Genomic DNA, 16,659 nt, shown 5'->3' on the forward strand with positions numbered 1-16,659 from the left:
TGCGAAACCTGGCGCAACGATTTCGGTACGAAACGAGAATTTCAGCGCGAAAGGACTAGACCGGGCCCCGAAAGTTTTACCGACGGGCTGGTCAGGAAGCCGCGGCGGCCTTCTTGCGGATGGCGTGGCGCTGCTTCCAGACGTCCCGGAAGAACTCGTAGCCCGACCAGATCGTCAGGCCGAACGCGATCGCGAGGAACCCGAGGGCGACGACGTAGGTGACCTCACCGGGGACCTCGAGCCAGTCGGCGAGGTTGTCGTCGAGGAGCGGCAGCGTGAGGAAGCCGAGGGCGAGCGCCTGGGCCATGGTCTTCCACTTGCCGCTCTGGGCGGCAGCGATGACGACCGCCTTGAGGACGGACAGGCGGAGCAGGGTCACCGCCCACTCCCGGACCAGGACGACGATGGTGATCGTCCACATCCACCAGGTGTTCATGATGATCGCCAGGCCGACGAACGCCATCCCGGTGATCGCCTTGTCCGCGATCGGGTCAGCGATCTTGCCGAAGTTCGTGACCAGGTTCCGCTTGCGCGCGATGTCGCCGTCGACCTTGTCGGTGATCATCGCCGCGACGAAGATCGCCCAGGCCACCGTGCGCCAGGTGGCCGAGTCGCCGCCGTCGACGAGCAGCGCCCAGCCGTAGAACGGGACCGAGGCGATCCGGAGCGTGGTGAGCGCGTTGGGGAGGTTCCAGTTGCTCGGCTTCTCCGTCGCAGGGGCCGGCGTCGTCGTACCTTCGTTGATGCTGTTCATCGCTTGTCTCCTGTCGCCTCGGCGACCGCACCGATCGTCGCTGTCGCGACCAGGTCCACCCCGTCGCTCTCGACCACCACGGCCCGCACCAGGTCGCCGACCTGGGCGTCGGGGCACCCGCGCACCAGGGTGCTGCCGTCGACCTCGGGGCCCTGGTGGGCCGCCCGGCCCTCGACGTGGCCAGGGCGGTCGGTGGCCAGGTCCTCGACCAGCACCTCGACGGTGCTGCCGATCCGCTCCTCGGCCCGATCCCCATTGAGCGCGGTGACCAGGTCGGTCACGTGCGCGAGCCGGGCGCGGATCTCGTCCTCGTCGTGCTTGCCGTCGTACGTCTCGGCCTCGGTGCCGTCCTCGTCGGAGTAGCCGAACACCCCGGTCACGTCGAGCCGGGCCGCGACCAGGAAGTCGCAGAGGATCTCGAGGTCGCGCTCGGTCTCACCGGGGAAGCCGACGATCACGTTGGAGCGGACGCCTGCCTCCGGGCTCAGGGCGCGGACCTGGTCGAGCAGGGCGAGGAAGCTCTCCGGGTCGCCGAAGCGGCGCATCCGCCGCAGCACGGCGTTGCTCGCGTGCTGGAACGACAGGTCGAAGTACGGCGCGACGCCGGGCGTCGTCGCGATCGCCTCGATCAGTCCCGGGCGGGTCTCGGCGGGTTGCAGGTAGGACACCCGCACCCGGTCGATCCCGTCGATCGCGGCCAGCTCCGGAAGGAGGGTCTCGAGCAGCCGGAGGTCGCCGAGGTCCTTGCCGTACGACGTGGAGTTCTCCGAGACCAGGAACAGCTCGCGCGCGCCCTGGCCGGCCAGCCAGGCGCCTTCAGCCAGTACGTCGGAGGGCCGGCGGCTGACGAACGACCCCCGGAACATGGGGATCGCGCAGAACGTGCAGCGTCGGTCGCAGCCGCTGGCCAGCTTGAGCGCTGCCATGGGCCCCGAGTCGAGCCGGGTCCGGGCCTCGAGGGTCGCGGGGCCTGCCGACGGCCGCTCGGCGGGGCTGATCGGCAGCAGCTTGCGCCGGTCCTGCGGGGTGTGCGCGTGCGGACGCTCCCCCGCCACGATCGCGCGCAGCCGCGAGGCGATGTCGGTGTAGTCGTCGAAGCCGAGGACCGCGTCCGCCTCGGGGAGCGAGTCGGCGAGCTCGGCGCCGTACCTCTCGGCGAGGCAGCCGACCGCGACGACGGCCTTGACGTTGGCACCGGCCCCGTCCTTGAGGTCAGCCGCCGCGAGCAGGGTGTCGATCGAGTCCTTCTTGGCCGCGTCGACGAACCCGCAGGTGTTGACGACGACCGTGTCCGCGTCCTCGGGGTCCTCGACCAGGGCGAAGCCGTCGGCAGCGAGCCGGCCGGCGAGCTCCTCGGAGTCCACGTCGTTGCGGGCGCAGCCGAGGGTCAGCAGGGCGACCGACAGTGTCGATCGGGGCTCGGAACCGGCGGGTGCGTGCGTCTCAGGACTGGTCATGGCTACCGGTCAGTATGGCGGCTGGCCCCGTGAGGCACGAAACGCCGAATCCGCCCCAGCCCCGGTTCGGGGGTCAGCAGGCAGCGAGGGTCTTGGTGGCTTCCGCGCCGGTCTCACCCAGCGGCAGCGGGTCCTTGCAGTCGACGCCCGCGGTCACCGAGCCGTCCGAGGTCCAGATCCGGACCGGTGGTTCGACCTTGAGGTCGGCAGTCTGCCCGAACGCGAGCTTGCCCTCGAAGACGATGTCCCCGCCGCTGTCGCGGACCAGGACCCTCGCCCCGCCACCCGTCGCCGTCAGCGTGACCGGCACGGGGTCCGCCTTGGCACCGCTGCCGATGCCGCCACTGCCGCCGGCCTGCTTCAGCGTCGAGGGCTCGCCGAGCGCGACCGGGCCGTCCATCACCAGCCTGGCGATCGACCAGATCAGGACCGCGGCCATCACCGCGGCGACCAGCACCGACCAGTTCCGGCCCCCGCGGGTGCCGCGGATCGAGCCGCCGACCCCCGTAGCGAGCTCGGACTCGAAGACCCGGCGGGGGTCGATGGGTGCGTCGGCGTACTTCTCGTCGTACGACGCGACGAGCGGGCCGGCGTCGACGCCCAGCACCCGCGCGAGCGTGCGGAGGTGGCCGCGGGCGTAGAAGTCGCCGCCGCACGGGCCGAAGTCGTCGACCTCGATCGCCTCGATCACGTGCGGACGGATCCGGGTGCGCTCCGAGAGCTGGTCGACGGTCAGCCGCAACCGGTCGCGGGCGGACTCGAGCTGCGGGCCGATGACCGGGTTCGACGCCTGGTGCACGACCAGGTCGTCGAGGACGACGGTCAGCGTGTGCTCGACCGCGTCGGGCTCGTCCGCCGGCTCGGAGCGCAGCGCGTTGGCGCCGATCGTCGGGTGCGACCCCGTGGTGGAGTCGAGCGAGCCGCGCGCGAATCCCGCGTGCTGCACCTCGACCCGCGCCGCGCCGACCACCGGGCGACCCGGACCCGGCGACGGCGACGGCGACGGCGGGACAGCGTCGTCGGTGACGGCGTCGTCGGTGACGGCATCGATCTCGTCGGTGGACGCGTTCGCGATGACCGGGTCGATGTTGTCGACGGTGTCGTCGTCGGCCGCGGCGGGCCGAATGCTGGGGAACCGGAACCGCTTCTCGACCTCGGCCGCGATCCCCCGCCGCTCGAGCTTGACCGTGTCCTCCGACAGCGGCCCGATCTCCGCGGGCGCAGCGGCGGGCGTCGGACTCGTGACCTCCTCGGCCTCGGGGACCTCCTCGTCCAGGTCCGGCACCACCTCGACGACGTCGGCACGGCCGTCGGCGAGGCCGGCGAGCTCGTCGCTGATCGTCCGGGAGTCGGCGCCGACCACCCGGGTCGCGAGGGTGAGCGGCACGATCAGCTGCTGCCCGGAGTCCCCCACCACCAGCAGGTGGCCGTCGTGGAACGGCAGCCGCCGCGGCAGGTGCTCGAGGCACTCGATCTGCTCCCACGCGATGCCCTGCCAGTCGGCACCCTCGCGGAGCCGGACACCCAGCTGGTCCGCGACCAGCAGCGGCGCCCGGGCGTCGGCCACGGCCGCGACGTGCAGGATCGTGATCACGCCGAGCACGGCGAACAGGGCCCAGTCGAGCGGGCTGCCGTCGCCGAAGCCGCGCAGTGCGAACGCCACCGTCAGCGCGGCAGCCGTCGCGCCGACGACAGCGGAGAGGACGACGTTGCGTCGTACCTCCACCTGGTCGGTCTCCGCCTCGGCAAGCTCGGCGGGCGTGGTGTCGGCGGGCGTGGTGTCGGCGGTCGGAAGGTCGGGTTCAAGGATCTGGTCGTCGTTCATGTCCGTCACTCCCCCTGGATGGTCGCGATCACGGAGTCGAGCTCGTCGGGTTTCACCAGCACGTCGCGCGCCTTGGATCCCTCGCTGGGACCGACCACGCCGCGACTCTCGAGGATGTCCATCAGCCGGCCGGCCTTCGCGAAGCCGACGCGGAGCTTGCGCTGCAGCATCGACGTCGACCCGAACTGGGTCGACACCACCAGCTCGATCGCCTGGACGACCAGGTCCATGTCGTCGCCGATGTCGTCGTCGAGCACCTTGTTGCTGCTCTGCGGGACCGTGACGTCCTCACGGTAGGTCGGCTCGAGCTGGCTCTTGCACTGCTTGACGACCTCCTTGATCTCCGCCTCGGTCACCCAGCTGCCCTGGACTCTTATCGGCTTCGAGGCGCCCATCGGGAGGAACAGTCCGTCACCCTGGCCGACCAGCTTCTCCGCACCGGGCTGGTCCAGGATGACCCGGCTGTCGGTCACGGACGAGGTCGCGAACGCGAGCCGCGAGGGCACGTTGGCCTTGATCAGCCCGGTGACGACGTCGACGGAGGGTCGCTGCGTCGCCAGCACCAGGTGGATGCCGGCAGCGCGGGCGAGCTGCGTGATCCGTACGACGGAGTCCTCGACGTCGCGCGGCGAGACCATCATCAGGTCCGCCAGCTCGTCGACGATCACCAGCAGGTAGGGGTACGGCGTGAGCACCCGCTCGCTCCCCGCCGGCACCTCGACCTTGCCCGCCCTGACGGCCTTGTTGAAGTCGTCGATGTGGCGGAACCCGAAGTTCGCGAGGTCGTCGTACCGCATGTCCATCTCGCGGCACACCCACGCCAGCGCCTCGGCGGCCTTCTTGGGGTTGGTGATGATCGGCGTGATCAGGTGCGGGACGCCCTCGTAGTTGTTGAGCTCCACCCGCTTGGGGTCGACCATGATCATCCGGACCTCGTCCGGCGTCGCCCGCATCAGCACCGACGTGATCATCGAGTTGATGAAGCTCGACTTTCCGGAGCCGGTGGCGCCGGCGACCAGCAGGTGCGGCATCTTCGCGAGGTTGGCGACCACGAAGCCGCCTTCGACGTCCTTGCCGAGGCCCGACACCATCGGGTGGTGGTCGTTGCGGGCCGCGTTGGACCGCAGCACGTCACCGAGGGAGACGATCTCCTTGTCGACGTTGGGGATCTCGACGCCGACCGCTGACTTGCCGGGGATCGGGCTCAGGATCCGTACGTCCTCGGAACCGACGGCGTAGGAGATGTTGCGCGCAACGCCGAGGATCTTCTCGACCTTGACGCCGGTGCCGAGCTCGATCTCGTAGCGCGTGACGGTGGGGCCCCGCGTGTAGCCGACCACCTGGGCGTCGATGGCGAACTCGTCGAGCACCTGGGTGAGCTTGTCGACGACCGCGTCGCTCGCCTTCGAGCGCGCGCGGTGGGGCGACCCGGGCTTGAGGACGTCGTTGGCCGGCAGGGTGTAGGCGATGTCGCCGGACAGCGCCAGCTGCTCGACCCGCTGCGGCATCGGGCTGTGCGGCGGCGGCTCGAGATCGCCGGTCTCGTCCTGCGCGAGCGCGGCCGGGACGGCGGCGTCGGTGAGCGGGATGTCGATCGGCTCGCGGAGCTCCATCGACTCCTCGACAGCGGCGGCGGCCTTGCGTCCCCGGCGTTTCTTCGTGGGCTCCTCGAGGAGAGGCGTGTCGTACGCCGGGTCGCCCATCAGCGGGTCGATGGTGTCGCCCATGTCACCAGCGCCTCGCTTGACCCGGATCGGCTGGGTCGGCTCGCCTCCGTCGGCGGCGGCCGGGTGCCGGCCGAGCAGCACATCGCTCAGGTCGCGGAGCCGGTCCGGGAGCCGGTAGAGCGGGGTCCCCGTGATCACCAGGATTCCGAAGAACGCCAGCAGCAGGAGCAGGGGTACGACGACCGCCGGTGACCGGAGCAGGTCGAGGAGCAGTGCCGATACGACGTACCCGACGGCGCCACCGCCCTCGCGCAGCGGCGTGGTGTCGCCGCTGACCGGCTGCGGGCTCCCGTTGGCGATGTGCACGATGCCGAGCAGGCCGAACGCGAACGTGGTCCAGCCGATGACCTGGCGGCCGACCGGGCCGTTGGCAACGGGGTCGCGCATCACCCGCCACGCGGCGAGGAGCACGAGGAACGGCACGAACCAGCCGACCTTGCCGACCGTGCCGGCGACGACCGTGCGGACGAAGTCCATGACCCCGCCCGGCATCTCGAACCAGACGCCGGCGGCGACGACGAGCGCGAGACCGACGAGCAGCAGCCCGACGCCGTCACGGCGCTGCTCGGGCTGGATCTCCTTGGCGCCGCCGACGATCCCGCGCACCAACGCTCCGACGCCGTGCGCGATGCCGAGCCAGATCGCGACGATGGCGCGTGCGAGCGCGCCGAAGGCCTGCGACACCGGGCCGGGTCCGTTGCGGACGGCGCGAGGTGCCGGTCGGCGCGATGCCGAGGCCTTCTTCGCGGGTCGCTTCTTACTCGTGCTGCGTTGGGGTGTACTCCGCGATCGCGAGCTGGTGCTGGCCCTCTTGGTGCTGCCGCTGTTGCGGCTCGTGGACGTGCTCCGGCTGCGCGACCGCGTCGGGGAAGACGTACGGGTCGCCATGCTGATGACCCTACTCATTCGTCACATCTGCCCCATGGATCACGGAAGCGTGTCGGCGCCCCAAACGCCCCTTCCTCCACAGCGGCCGGTAATCGTTATGACACGGTGACCAGGCAGCGGAAATCGGGCGAAGCTGGGTATGGACCGGAGCCGAACGCCCTCTTAAGGTGCCGGATGGTGCGGGTCTGTCGACCGCGCTTCCCGGAAATACATCTTTCGAAGGGACCCCTCGGTGAAGAATCTCAACCGGGGCCGCAGTTTTGCGCTCGGCCTCGCCCTCGTTGCCACCGCTCTGGCGGCACCACCAGCGCTCAACGCGTCCGCCGCTCCGGCGGCACGGCCCGACCCCTCCATCGTCGACGAGATGCGCTCGACCGCGTCCGGCAACCTCGCCCTGCGCACGAACCCGGCGACGGGGAAGGTCGGCTTCGCGCGCGTCAAGGGCGCGGACCCCGACCTGCTTCCCGGCGTGGCAGCCGAGGGCCGCCAAGGCGCGATCGACAAGTCCACCCGCTACCTCTCCCGGTTCGCCGGCGCCTTCGGCGCCCGTCCGAGCGAGCTGACCCAGAGCGCGGTCTACCAGGACAAGGCCGGCTGGTCGGTCACCTTCACCCAGGCCCACAAGGGCGTGCCGGTCTTCGGCGCCGAGCTCAAGGCCGAGGTCAACCGCGAGGGTGCCCTGACGTCCGTCAACGGCTTCGCGGCTCCGGGCCTGTCGCTGTCGACGTCCCCCCGGTTCTCCGAGAGCCAGGCGTCGGCGCGAGCCCTCTCGCTCGTGAAGACCAACCCCGACGGCTACGACGACGGCGGTGTCCCGAAGGGCCTCACGAAGGGCCTCAAGGTCCGCTCGATCGACCTGATGGTCTACCGCACCGGCTCCACCCGCGGCATCGACGGCGCCAACAAGCTCGCCTGGGTCGCCGAGGTCTGGAACAAGGCGACCGTCCGCGAGACCGTGATCCTCGACGCAGCGACCAACAAGCCGCTCAACCGCTGGTCGATGATGGCGCACGCGCTCGACCGCGAGCTCTTCGAGGGCAACCCCGACGGCACCTACACCCACGTCTACAGCGAGGGCGACCCGTTCCCCGACGACCTGACCGAGGACCAGCAGAACGAGATCCTGGGTGCCGGCGAGAGCTACTGGATGTTCCGCAACACGTTCGGCTACAACTCGTGGGACGGCGCCGGCGGGACGATGTACACGACGAACAACGACCCGCGGATCAGCTGCCCGAACGCCAACTGGAACGGCTTCTCGACCAACTACTGCACCGGCGTCACCGGTGACGACACGGTCGCCCACGAGTGGGCCCACGCCTACACCGAGTCGACCTCCGGCCTGATCTACCAGTGGCAGGCAGGCGCGCTGAACGAGGCCTACTCGGACATCTGGGGCGAGACCGTCGACATGCTCAACACCCGCCAGAACTTCAAGGGTGAGACTCAGGCCGACAAGATCGAGCGCACCCCGGGCCTGTGCTCGGAGTACACGCGCGCCGCGGTCACCATGGAGATCACCGCGCCCGCCAGCGTGGACGGACCGTGCAACGCCGCTCCGGCCTCGTTCGGCCCGGTCATCACCCAGGCCGGCGTCAACGGCACGGCGATCGTCGGCGTCGACGGCACCGGCGAGCTGCCGGACGGCACACCCGACGACTCGACCGGCAACGGTTGCCTTCCGTTCGAGAACGCTGCGGACATCGCGGGCCAGTGGGTGTACGTCGACCGTGGCACCTGCACGTTCCAGGCCAAGGCCACCAACGCTGAGGACGCCGGTGCCCTCGGTATCGTCGTCGGCGACCACACCGCAGGGCGTGACCCGATCTCGATGTCGGCGAATGCCGAGATCTACGGCGTGATGGTCACCCTCGAGGACGGCCAGAGGTTCAAGTCCGCGGGCGAGCCGGTGGACTTCCACATCGCAGCGGTCCCGGCTGCGACCGACGACACCTACCGGTGGCTGTCGGGCGAGTCCGACCCCGCTTTCGGTGGTGCGATCCGCGACATGTGGAACCCGAACTGCTACGGCCACCCGGGCGCGGTCTCGGACGCCGAGTACCACTGCGACGAGAGCGACTCCGGGGGCGTCCACTCGAACTCGGGCGTGGTCAACCGGACGTTCGCCATCCTGGTGGACGGCCTCCCGGGCACGGTCGACGAGATCGGCCTCGACAAGGCAGCGTGGCTGTTCTGGTACGCGCAGACGCACTACCTGACGCCGACGTCGTACTTCCCCGACCTGGCCGACGGTCTCGAGGCGGCCTGCGCGTCGCTGCAGGGCGTCAGCTTCGAGAAGGTCACGCTCGGCAGCCCGTCGGACCCTGACGGCTCTGACGGCGGCGTGGTCGAGCCCGAGAAGGTGGAGGGTGGCACCACCGCCGCCGACTGCGAGGCCGTGACTGCGGCGATCGCAGAGACCGAGCTGCGGCTCGACCCGACCGAGCAGTGCGACTGGCAGCCGCTGCTGCAGCCGGGCGCTCCGGCGATCGAGTGCGCTGAGGGCACCCACAAGGAGGTGTCCTTCAGGGAGCACTTCGAGGACGGCCTCGCCGGCTGGACGCAGGACGAGGAGCTCGGCTTCGAGTTCAGCGAGGGCATCCCGTGGGAGGAGTCGACGGACGCACCTGGTGGCCACCCCGGCACCGTCGCGTTCGCTCCCGACCCGGTCGCGGGCGTCTGTGGTGACGTGGGTGACCTGACCAGCCGCAACGGCCTGATCAGCCCCGACATCACCGTTCCTGACGGTGCGTCGCCGCGGATGTCGTTCGACCACTACGTCGCCACCGAGGCGACGTGGGACGGCGCCAACGTCAAGGTCAGCGTCAACGGCGGTGTCTTCGAGCTGGTCCCGCAGGAGGCCTACCTCTGGAACGCGCCGGGCGGCGAGCTCGACCCGTCCGCGGGTCCGATGGGCGGCGAGCCCGCCTGGACCGGCACCGACGGGGGCCAGCTGCACGGCTCGTGGGGCAAGTCCGTGATCGACCTGGGCGCCCTCGCGGACGCAGGCGACACGGTGGCCTTCCGGTTCGACATGGGTCGCGACGGTTGCAACGGCGTCGACGGTTGGTACGTCGACAACGTGATCGTCGCGAGCTGCGTCGACGACCCGCTGGCAACCAGGATCCGGGTGGACGCGCCGGCCCGCGTGGAGCGCGGTCGTCCGTTCGACGTCCGGGTCAAGGTGATCGCCGACGGCGCCATTCCGGAGGGTCGGGTCGTGATCATGAAGGGCAAGCTCCGACTCGGTCGGGACGACCTCAACGCCCGAGGCGTCGGCATCGTCACGATCTATCGGGTGTTCGCCATCGGCCGCCATACGCTGACCGCGAAGTACCGACCGGACGAGGGCTTCAGGAGGAGCTCTCGGGACTTCACGATCCGGGTGGTCCGCCGCTGATCAGCTAGCGACGACCAGCAACACCAGACAGCGGTCCCCGCTCTCCTCCGGGAGGGCGGGGACCGTTGCGTCGCTTACGCCTCGACCACGACGGGGATGATCATCGGGCGGCGCTTGTGGGTGCCGCTCACCCAGCGGCCGATCGTGCGGCGCACCGTCTGCTGCAGCTGGTAGGTGTCGTCGGTGCCCTCGGACAGGAGCGCGTTGACGGCATCGATGATCGGCTGCTTGATCGCCTCGAAGTCCGAGTCGGCCCAGACATGCCCGCGGGAGTGGATCTCGGGGCCGGCAGACACCTTCCCGGCGACCGAGTCGACGACCACGATCACCGAGATGAAGCCCTCCTCGCCGAGGATCCGGCGGTCCTTGAGCTCGGACTCGGTGATGTCGCCGATCGAGGTGCCGTCGACGAAGACGTATCCGACGGCGACCTTGCCGGTCACCGAGGCGACGCCGTCGACGAGGTCGACGACCACGCCGTCCTCGGCGTAGACGACGTTCTCGACGCCGGTCTCCTTCGCGAGCGCGCCGTTGGCGAGCATGTGCCGGATCTCGCCGTGCACCGGCAGCACGTTGCGCGGGCGGACGATGTTGTAGCAGTAGAGCAGCTCGCCGGCGCTGGCGTGGCCGCTGACGTGGACGAGCGCGTTGCCCTTGTGGACCACCCGAGCACCCCAGCGGGACAGCCCGTTGATGACGCGGTAGACGGCGTTCTCGTTGCCGGGGATCAGGCTGGACGCGAGCACGACCGTGTCGCCGGCCTCGAGGTGGACGAAGTTGTGGCTGCGGTTGGCGATCCGGGCGAGCGCGCTCATCGGCTCACCCTGGGAGCCGGTCGAGATCAGCACCTGGCGCTCGACCGGCAGGTTCGCGAGCTCCTTCGCCTCGACCATGACCCCGGGAGGCACGGTAAGGTAGCCGAGGTCGCGGGCGACGCCCATGTTGCGCACCATCGAGCGGCCGACGAAGGCGACCCGGCGGTCGTGCTTCACGGCGGTGTCGAGGATCTGCTGCACCCGGTGCACGTGCGAGGCGAAGCAGGCGACGATGATCCGCTGGTCGGCCTCGCGGAAGACCTGGTCGAGGACCGGCGTGATGTTCTTCTCCGAGGTCGTGAAGCCGGGGACCTCGGCGTTGGTCGAGTCGGTGAGGAAGAGGTCGACCCCCTCCTCACCGAGGCGGGCGAACGCACGGAGGTCGGTGATCCGGCCGTCGAGCGGCAGCTGGTCCATCTTGAAGTCGCCGGTGTGCAGCACCAGCCCGGCGCCGGTGCGGATCGCGACCGCGAGGGCGTCGGGGATGGAGTGGTTGACCGCGACGAATTCGAGGTCGAACGGCCCGAAGCTGACCCGGTCGCCGGCCTTGACCGTGTGGAACGCGGTCTGCTTGAGCCGGTGCTCGCGGATCTTGCCGTTGAGCAGCGCGAGGGTGAGCTCGGATCCGACGAGCGGGATGTCGGCGCGCTCACGCAGGAGGTACGGCGTCGCGCCGATGTGGTCCTCGTGCCCGTGCGTCAGCACGAGCGCCTCGACGTCGTCGAGCCGGCCGCGGATCGGGGCGAAGTCGGGCAGGATCAGGTCGACGCCCGGGTGGTGCTCGTCGGGGAAGAGCACGCCGCAGTCGACGATGAGCAGGCGGCCGTCGTACTCGAAGACGGTCATGTTGCGGCCGACCTCGCCGAGACCACCGAGCGGGATCACCCGCAGCCCTCCCTGCGGCAGCTCGGGCGGTGGGCCGAGCTCCGGGTGCGGGTGACTCAAGCGAGGACTCCTGCCGCGTCGAGACCGGCACGCAGGTCGGCGAGCTCTGCGTCGTCGAGCTCGATCAGTGGCGGACGGACCCGCCGGTTCTCCAGGACGCCGATCATCTCGAGCGAGGCCTTGGCCGTGGTGGCGCCGTAGTTGGGCGCGCCCATGATCGCGTCGATCGCGGGGAGCATGCCGGTGTAGATGTCGAGCGCCGCCATCGGGTCGCCGTGGTGGAACGCGTCGTACATCGAGCGCAGCCGGTCGCCGACCACGTGACCCGCCACCGAGACGAAGCCGGTCGCCCCGTGCGCCAGCCAGGCCAGGTTGGCGACGTCGTCCCCGGAGTAGACGGCGTAGCCCATCTCCCTGATGCGCACGCCGCGTGCGAGGTCGCCGACGGCGTCCTTGACGGCGACGACCGGCTCCCAGCCCGCCATCTCCTGGTAGGACTCGAGGGCGATCGTGCTGGCGGTGCGGCCCGGCACGTCGTAGAGCATGACCGGGAGCTCGGCCGCGTCGACGACGAGGCGGAAGTGGTTGAGGATCCCGCGCTGGCCGGGCTTGTTGTAGTACGGCGTCACGAGCAGGACACCGTCCGCGCCGACCTTCGCCGCCTGCTGGGCCAGCCAGATCGACGTGTGGGTGTCGTTGGTGCCGACGCCGGCGACGAGCTTGGCCCGATCACCGACGGCGTCCTTGACGGCGGCGAGGATCTCGCCGTCCTCCTCCTTGGTGGTCGTGGCGGACTCTCCGGTGGTGCCGGACACCACCAGTCCGTCGTGGCCGTGGTCGACGAGGTGGCGGGCGACGCGCTGCGTCGCATCCAGGTCCACCGAGCCGTCCTCACGGAAGGGCGTGACCATTGCGGTCAGCACGGTGCCGAAGGGCGCGGAGCTCATGGTGCAAGGCTATCGCTTCACCCGGGGACGGCCGACTCGCGATGCCGGTCACAGCGTGTGCGGGCCGTCTGTGATGTGATGCCGCTTCCCTTCGTCCCTGGCCGAAAGGTTGCCTCTGTCGTGCGAGTGCGCTCCCTCTTCGCACCTCTGATCGTCCTTCTGACCGTCGTCGGCACCGTGCTGGCGCCGGGTCCACCGCGGACCCCGCAGGAGGCGAGCGAGGACCACGTGGCGCACGTCGCCGCCAACCACATCCGTCCCAACATCGTGCTGATCCTCACCGACGACATGCGCGCCGACGAGCTCCGGCTGATGCCGCGCGTGCGTCGGCTCCTCGTCCGGAAGGGCACGAGCTACAGCAACGCGCTGTCTCCGCACCCGGTCTGCTGCCCGGCCCGCGCCGAGCTCCTCACCGGCCAGTTCGGCCAGAACAACGGGGTGCGGAACAACAAGGGCCCTTGGGGCGGCTACCAGGCCCTGATCCAGCCCGGCAACACGGTCCCGGCCTGGCTGCAGGACGTCGGCTACCTGACCTCGCACCACGGCAAGTACCTCAACGGCTACGAGCGGGTGGCGTCGACGGACGAGCCTGGCTGGTCCCAGTGGGACACGCAGGTCGGCGGCACCTACAGCTACGACCGGACGGCTCTCTTCGCCAACGGCGACCGGGTCGACGACGAGTACGTCACCCGGGTCATCGGGCGCCGTACGAACCGTGCTTTGACAAGGTTCTCCCGGAGTGGTGCTCCGTTCTTCACGGTCGTCAACCACGTGGCGCCGCACGGGGCGCGCCGCGACGGCCGCTGGCGGGTCCCGGTCGCCGAGCGGAGGTTCGGCGACGCGTACGCCCGCCTGATGCCGCCGTCGTACGGCGAGCCGTCCTTCCAGGAGCAGGACGTCAAGGACCTCCCGGCGGACCTCCAGCGCTCCCGGATCCCGACCCGCGACCTGGTCCGGCTGGTGCGCCAGCGCGCCCGTGCCCTGCTCTCGGTCGACGCGGCGGTCGCCCGGACCGTCGCCAAGCTGCGGGACCTCGGCGAGCTCGCCAACACCTATGTCGTGTTCGCCTCCGACAACGGGTTCCAGATCGGTGAGCACCGCCTGCGCGGCAAGAACCTGCCGTTCGACGAGACGTTCAACATCCCGCTGGTGGTCCGCGGTCCGGGGATCACGCAAGGAGCCAGGGTCGACGAGCCGGTCACCCTGGTCGACCTCGCCGCGACCTTCCTCGACTGGGCCGGGCAGGTGGCCCCGGGCCGGACGCCCGACGGGGTGAGCCTCGACCGGCTCGGGGCGCATCCCCGCGACACCCTGCTGGTGCAGATCGGGGACTCCACCGACGACGACACCGACGGCTGGAGGTACCGCGGCGTGACCACCGATCGCTACCTGTTCCTCACGCCTGCCGGCAGCCCCACCGACGGCATCCTCTTCGACCGTGCGCTCGACCCGCACGCAATCGTGAACCGGTTCGACGACCCTGGGTACGCCGAGATCAAGCGCGAGCTGCTGGCCCGCAGCCGGGAGCTGGAGCGGTGCTCGGGTGTGGACGCGTGCAACCAGGTGTTCGGCGTGCTGCCGGAGCCCGGCTGACCCGCTACACGTGTGGCATGACCTCCGCGGCCACCAGGTGGAGATGCTCGAGGTCGGCGAGGTCGAGGGTCTGGAGGTAGATCCGCTGTGATCCGAGGTCGGCGAAGCGGCCGATCTTGTCGACCACCTCCTGGGGTGTTCCGGCGAGCCCGTTGACCCGCAGCTCGTCGACCTCGCGTCCGATCGCCGCAGCCCGGCGAGCGATCTCGTCCTCGTCCCGACCGACGCACAGGACGAGCGCGTTGGACCAGGTCAGGTCGTCGGGGTCGCGACCGATCTCCTCGCAGGCGGCGCGCACCCGCCCGAACTGCAGGCCGGTGAACTCCTCGTCGACGAACGGCAGGTTGAACTCGTCGGCGTACCGCGCCGCGAGCGTGGGGGTCTGCCGCTTCCCCTTGCCGCCGATCAGCACCGGCGGGCCGCCACGGTGGCCGCCGGTCTGCGCGGGCTTCGGCAGCGCCGGCGAGTCGGCCAGCTGGTAGTGGGTGCCGGAGAACTCGTAGGTCTCCCCCACCGGTGTGCCCCACAGGCCGGTCACGACCTCGAGCTGCTCCGCGAACCGCTCGAACCGCTCCTTGGTGTCGGGGAACGGGATGCCGTAGGCCGTGTGCTCCTGCGCGAACCAGCCGGCACCGATGCCCAGCTCGACCCGGCCACCGCTCATCGCGTCGACGCCCGCCACCTGGATCGCGAGCACCCCGGGGTGCCGGAACGTCGCGCTCGTCATCATCGTGCCGAGCCGGATCGTCGAGGTGTCCCGTGCGAGCCCGGCCAGCGTGGTCCAGGCGTCCGACGGGCCGGGCAGTCCGTCGCCGCCCATCGTCAGGTAGTGGTCGGAGCGGAAGAAGGCGCCGAAGCCGAGCTCCTCCGCGGTGCGGGCGACCGCGAGGAGGTCGTCGTACGACGCGCCCTGCTGGGGCTCGGTGAACACCCGGAGCTCGACTGTCATGACGTCAGCCTCTCAGCCGGCTCCAACGGCGGCCCACCGCCGACCCAGAGGTGGTACGACTGGCGCATGGATGCTCTCCGCGACGCTGCCGCAGCGGCCCTCGACTACGCCGCGTCGGTCGACGGCCGGCCCGCCTTCCCGACGCCCGAGGCGGTCGCCGGGCTCGCGGCGTTCGACGAACCGCTGCCGGAGACCGGCGCCGACATCGCCGAGACGCTGCGGCTGCTCGACACCGCGGGGTCGCCCGCGACCGTCGCCAGCACCGGGAGCGAGTACTTCGGCTTCGTGATCGGCGGGGTCCATCCGGCCGCGCTCGGCGCCGCCTGGCTGGCTGACGCCTGGGACCAGAACGCGGCGCTGCCGGTGATGTCGCCGGTGGCGGCCCGCCTGCACGACGTCGTACGACGATGGCTCGTCGACCTCCTCCGCCTGCCGGACCCCACCGGGGTCGTGTTCACCACCGGCGCGACGGTCGCCAACGCCACCTGCCTGGCCGCCGCGCGGGACTCGCTGCTGGAGCGGGCCGGGTGGGATGTCCAGGCAGACGGCTTGTTCGGTGCCCCGCCGGTGACGGTCGTGGTCGGCGCCCACCGGCACTCGACCCTGTCGAAGTCACTCGGCCTGGTCGGCCTCGGCCGGCGCCGCGTGCTCGTCGTCCCGGCCGACGACCAGGGGCGGACGCGGGCCAAGGACCTCCCGGACGTGTCCGGACCGGTGCTGGTGTGCGCGCAGGCCGGCGAGGTCAACAGCGGGGCCTTCGACCCGTTCGACGCGATCGCCGACTGGGCGGCCGAGCGGGATGCCTGGCTGCACGTCGATGGCGCGTTCGGGCTCTGGGCCCTGGCCGACCCGTCGCGCAGTGACCTGGTGGCCGGCCTCGACCGCGCCGACTCGTGGGCGACCGACGGGCACAAGTGGCTCAACGTCACCTACGACTGCGGCATCGCGTTCGTGCGGGACGCGGCCGCGCTGCGCCGTACCTTCACGGCGGTGGCCGGCTACCTGCCCGCGGACGCCGCGTTCGAGGCGATGCACCACACGCCGCAGTCGTCCCAGCGGGCGCGTCAGGTCGAGGTGTGGGCGGTGCTGCGGGCGCTCGGCCGGGCGGGAATCGCGGACCTGGTCCGGCGCACCAGTGACACCGCCGTCGCGATCGCCGACCGGCTGCGCGAGGCCGGCCTGGACGTGCTCAACGACGTCGTCCTCAACCAGGTCCTCGTGCGCCTGGTCGACGACGCGACCACGACGGCCCTGGTCGCGGAGATCCAGGCCGACGGGCGGGTCTGGTGCGGCGCCACCCAGTGGCACGACGCGGCCGCCATGCGGATCAGCGTGTCGTCCTGGAAGTCGGCGCCGGCGGACGCCGACCGCGTCGCGGGGATCATCCTGGAGTGCGCCGCCCGCGCCCGTGGGTGATCC

At 70.7% G+C, this 16,659-nt stretch carries 10 protein-coding genes; 3 read left to right on the top strand and 7 right to left on the bottom strand.

The window, feature by feature from the left end:
* Positions 1-91: 91 nt before the first annotated feature.
* From pgsA to D0Z08_RS16025, 4 genes are all read right to left on the bottom strand, one after another.
* A complete protein-coding gene (gene pgsA / locus D0Z08_RS16010; protein WP_118926251.1) occupies positions 92-754 on the bottom strand; it encodes a CDP-diacylglycerol--glycerol-3-phosphate 3-phosphatidyltransferase in 663 nt (220 codons plus the stop codon).
* Positions 751-2,211 carry a 30S ribosomal protein S12 methylthiotransferase RimO gene (rimO, locus tag D0Z08_RS16015; protein WP_118926252.1) on the bottom strand — a complete coding sequence of 487 codons (1,461 nt, stop codon included), beginning with the start codon at positions 2,209-2,211 and terminating at the stop codon, positions 751-753. The genes pgsA and rimO overlap by 4 nt, the downstream gene beginning before the upstream one ends.
* Before the next feature lie 73 nt (positions 2,212-2,284).
* Positions 2,285-4,036, bottom strand: a complete 1,752-nt coding sequence (locus D0Z08_RS16020) for a helix-turn-helix domain-containing protein (protein ID WP_220454209.1) — start codon at positions 4,034-4,036, stop codon at positions 2,285-2,287.
* A 5-nt stretch (positions 4,037-4,041) separates the two neighbouring features.
* Positions 4,042-6,651, bottom strand: a complete 2,610-nt coding sequence (locus D0Z08_RS16025; RefSeq protein WP_118926253.1) for a DNA translocase FtsK — start codon at positions 6,649-6,651, stop codon at positions 4,042-4,044.
* 232 nt (positions 6,652-6,883) lie between these two features.
* On the opposite strand from D0Z08_RS16025, the gene D0Z08_RS16030 reads away from it, so the two are divergent.
* Positions 6,884-10,051, top strand: coding sequence for a M4 family metallopeptidase (locus D0Z08_RS16030; protein ID WP_118926254.1), 3,168 nt, complete (start codon positions 6,884-6,886; stop codon positions 10,049-10,051).
* Positions 10,052-10,125: 74 nt separating this feature from the next.
* Here the strand turns inward: D0Z08_RS16030 and D0Z08_RS16035 are convergent, their stop codons facing one another.
* Positions 10,126-11,811: a ribonuclease J gene (locus D0Z08_RS16035; protein WP_118926255.1), complete on the bottom strand. Its 1,686-nt coding sequence runs from the start codon at positions 11,809-11,811 to the stop codon at positions 10,126-10,128.
* Complete coding sequence (dapA, locus tag D0Z08_RS16040; protein WP_118926256.1) at positions 11,808-12,698, bottom strand: 4-hydroxy-tetrahydrodipicolinate synthase; 891 nt, start codon at positions 12,696-12,698, stop codon at positions 11,808-11,810. The genes D0Z08_RS16035 and dapA overlap by 4 nt, the downstream gene beginning before the upstream one ends.
* Positions 12,699-12,818: 120 nt before the next feature.
* Here dapA and D0Z08_RS16045 point away from each other — a divergent pair, with 120 nt between their 5' ends.
* The gene (locus tag D0Z08_RS16045; RefSeq protein WP_182481334.1) at positions 12,819-14,291 is read left to right on the top strand and encodes a sulfatase family protein; all 1,473 of its coding nucleotides are present in this window, start codon (positions 12,819-12,821) and stop codon (positions 14,289-14,291) included.
* 4 nt (positions 14,292-14,295) lie between these two features.
* Here the strand turns inward: D0Z08_RS16045 and D0Z08_RS16050 are convergent, their stop codons facing one another.
* Positions 14,296-15,240 carry an LLM class F420-dependent oxidoreductase gene (locus D0Z08_RS16050; protein WP_118926258.1) on the bottom strand — a complete coding sequence of 315 codons (945 nt, stop codon included), beginning with the start codon at positions 15,238-15,240 and terminating at the stop codon, positions 14,296-14,298.
* 66 nt (positions 15,241-15,306) lie between these two features.
* Between D0Z08_RS16050 and D0Z08_RS16055 the strand changes: the two genes are divergently transcribed.
* A complete protein-coding gene (locus D0Z08_RS16055; RefSeq protein ID WP_118926259.1) occupies positions 15,307-16,656 on the top strand; it encodes a pyridoxal phosphate-dependent decarboxylase family protein in 1,350 nt (449 codons plus the stop codon).
* Positions 16,657-16,659: the final 3 nt, after the last annotated feature.

The organism is Nocardioides immobilis, assembly GCF_003515065.1.
Taxonomy (GTDB): domain Bacteria; phylum Actinomycetota; class Actinomycetes; order Propionibacteriales; family Nocardioidaceae; genus Nocardioides; species Nocardioides immobilis.

Coding starts and splice junctions, on each gene's coding strand:
- dapA (WP_118926256.1), bottom strand. CDS start 12,698: ATGAGCTCCGCGCCCTTCGGCACCGTGCTGACCGCAATGGTCACGCCC.
- rimO (WP_118926252.1), bottom strand. CDS start 2,211: ATGACCAGTCCTGAGACGCACGCACCCGCCGGTTCCGAGCCCCGATCG.
- D0Z08_RS16020 (WP_220454209.1), bottom strand. CDS start 4,036: ATGAACGACGACCAGATCCTTGAACCCGACCTTCCGACCGCCGACACC.
- D0Z08_RS16050 (WP_118926258.1), bottom strand. CDS start 15,240: ATGACAGTCGAGCTCCGGGTGTTCACCGAGCCCCAGCAGGGCGCGTCG.
- D0Z08_RS16055 (WP_118926259.1), top strand. CDS start 15,307: ATGGATGCTCTCCGCGACGCTGCCGCAGCGGCCCTCGACTACGCCGCG.
- pgsA (WP_118926251.1), bottom strand. CDS start 754: ATGAACAGCATCAACGAAGGTACGACGACGCCGGCCCCTGCGACGGAG.
- D0Z08_RS16025 (WP_118926253.1), bottom strand. CDS start 6,651: ATGGCGACCCGTACGTCTTCCCCGACGCGGTCGCGCAGCCGGAGCACG.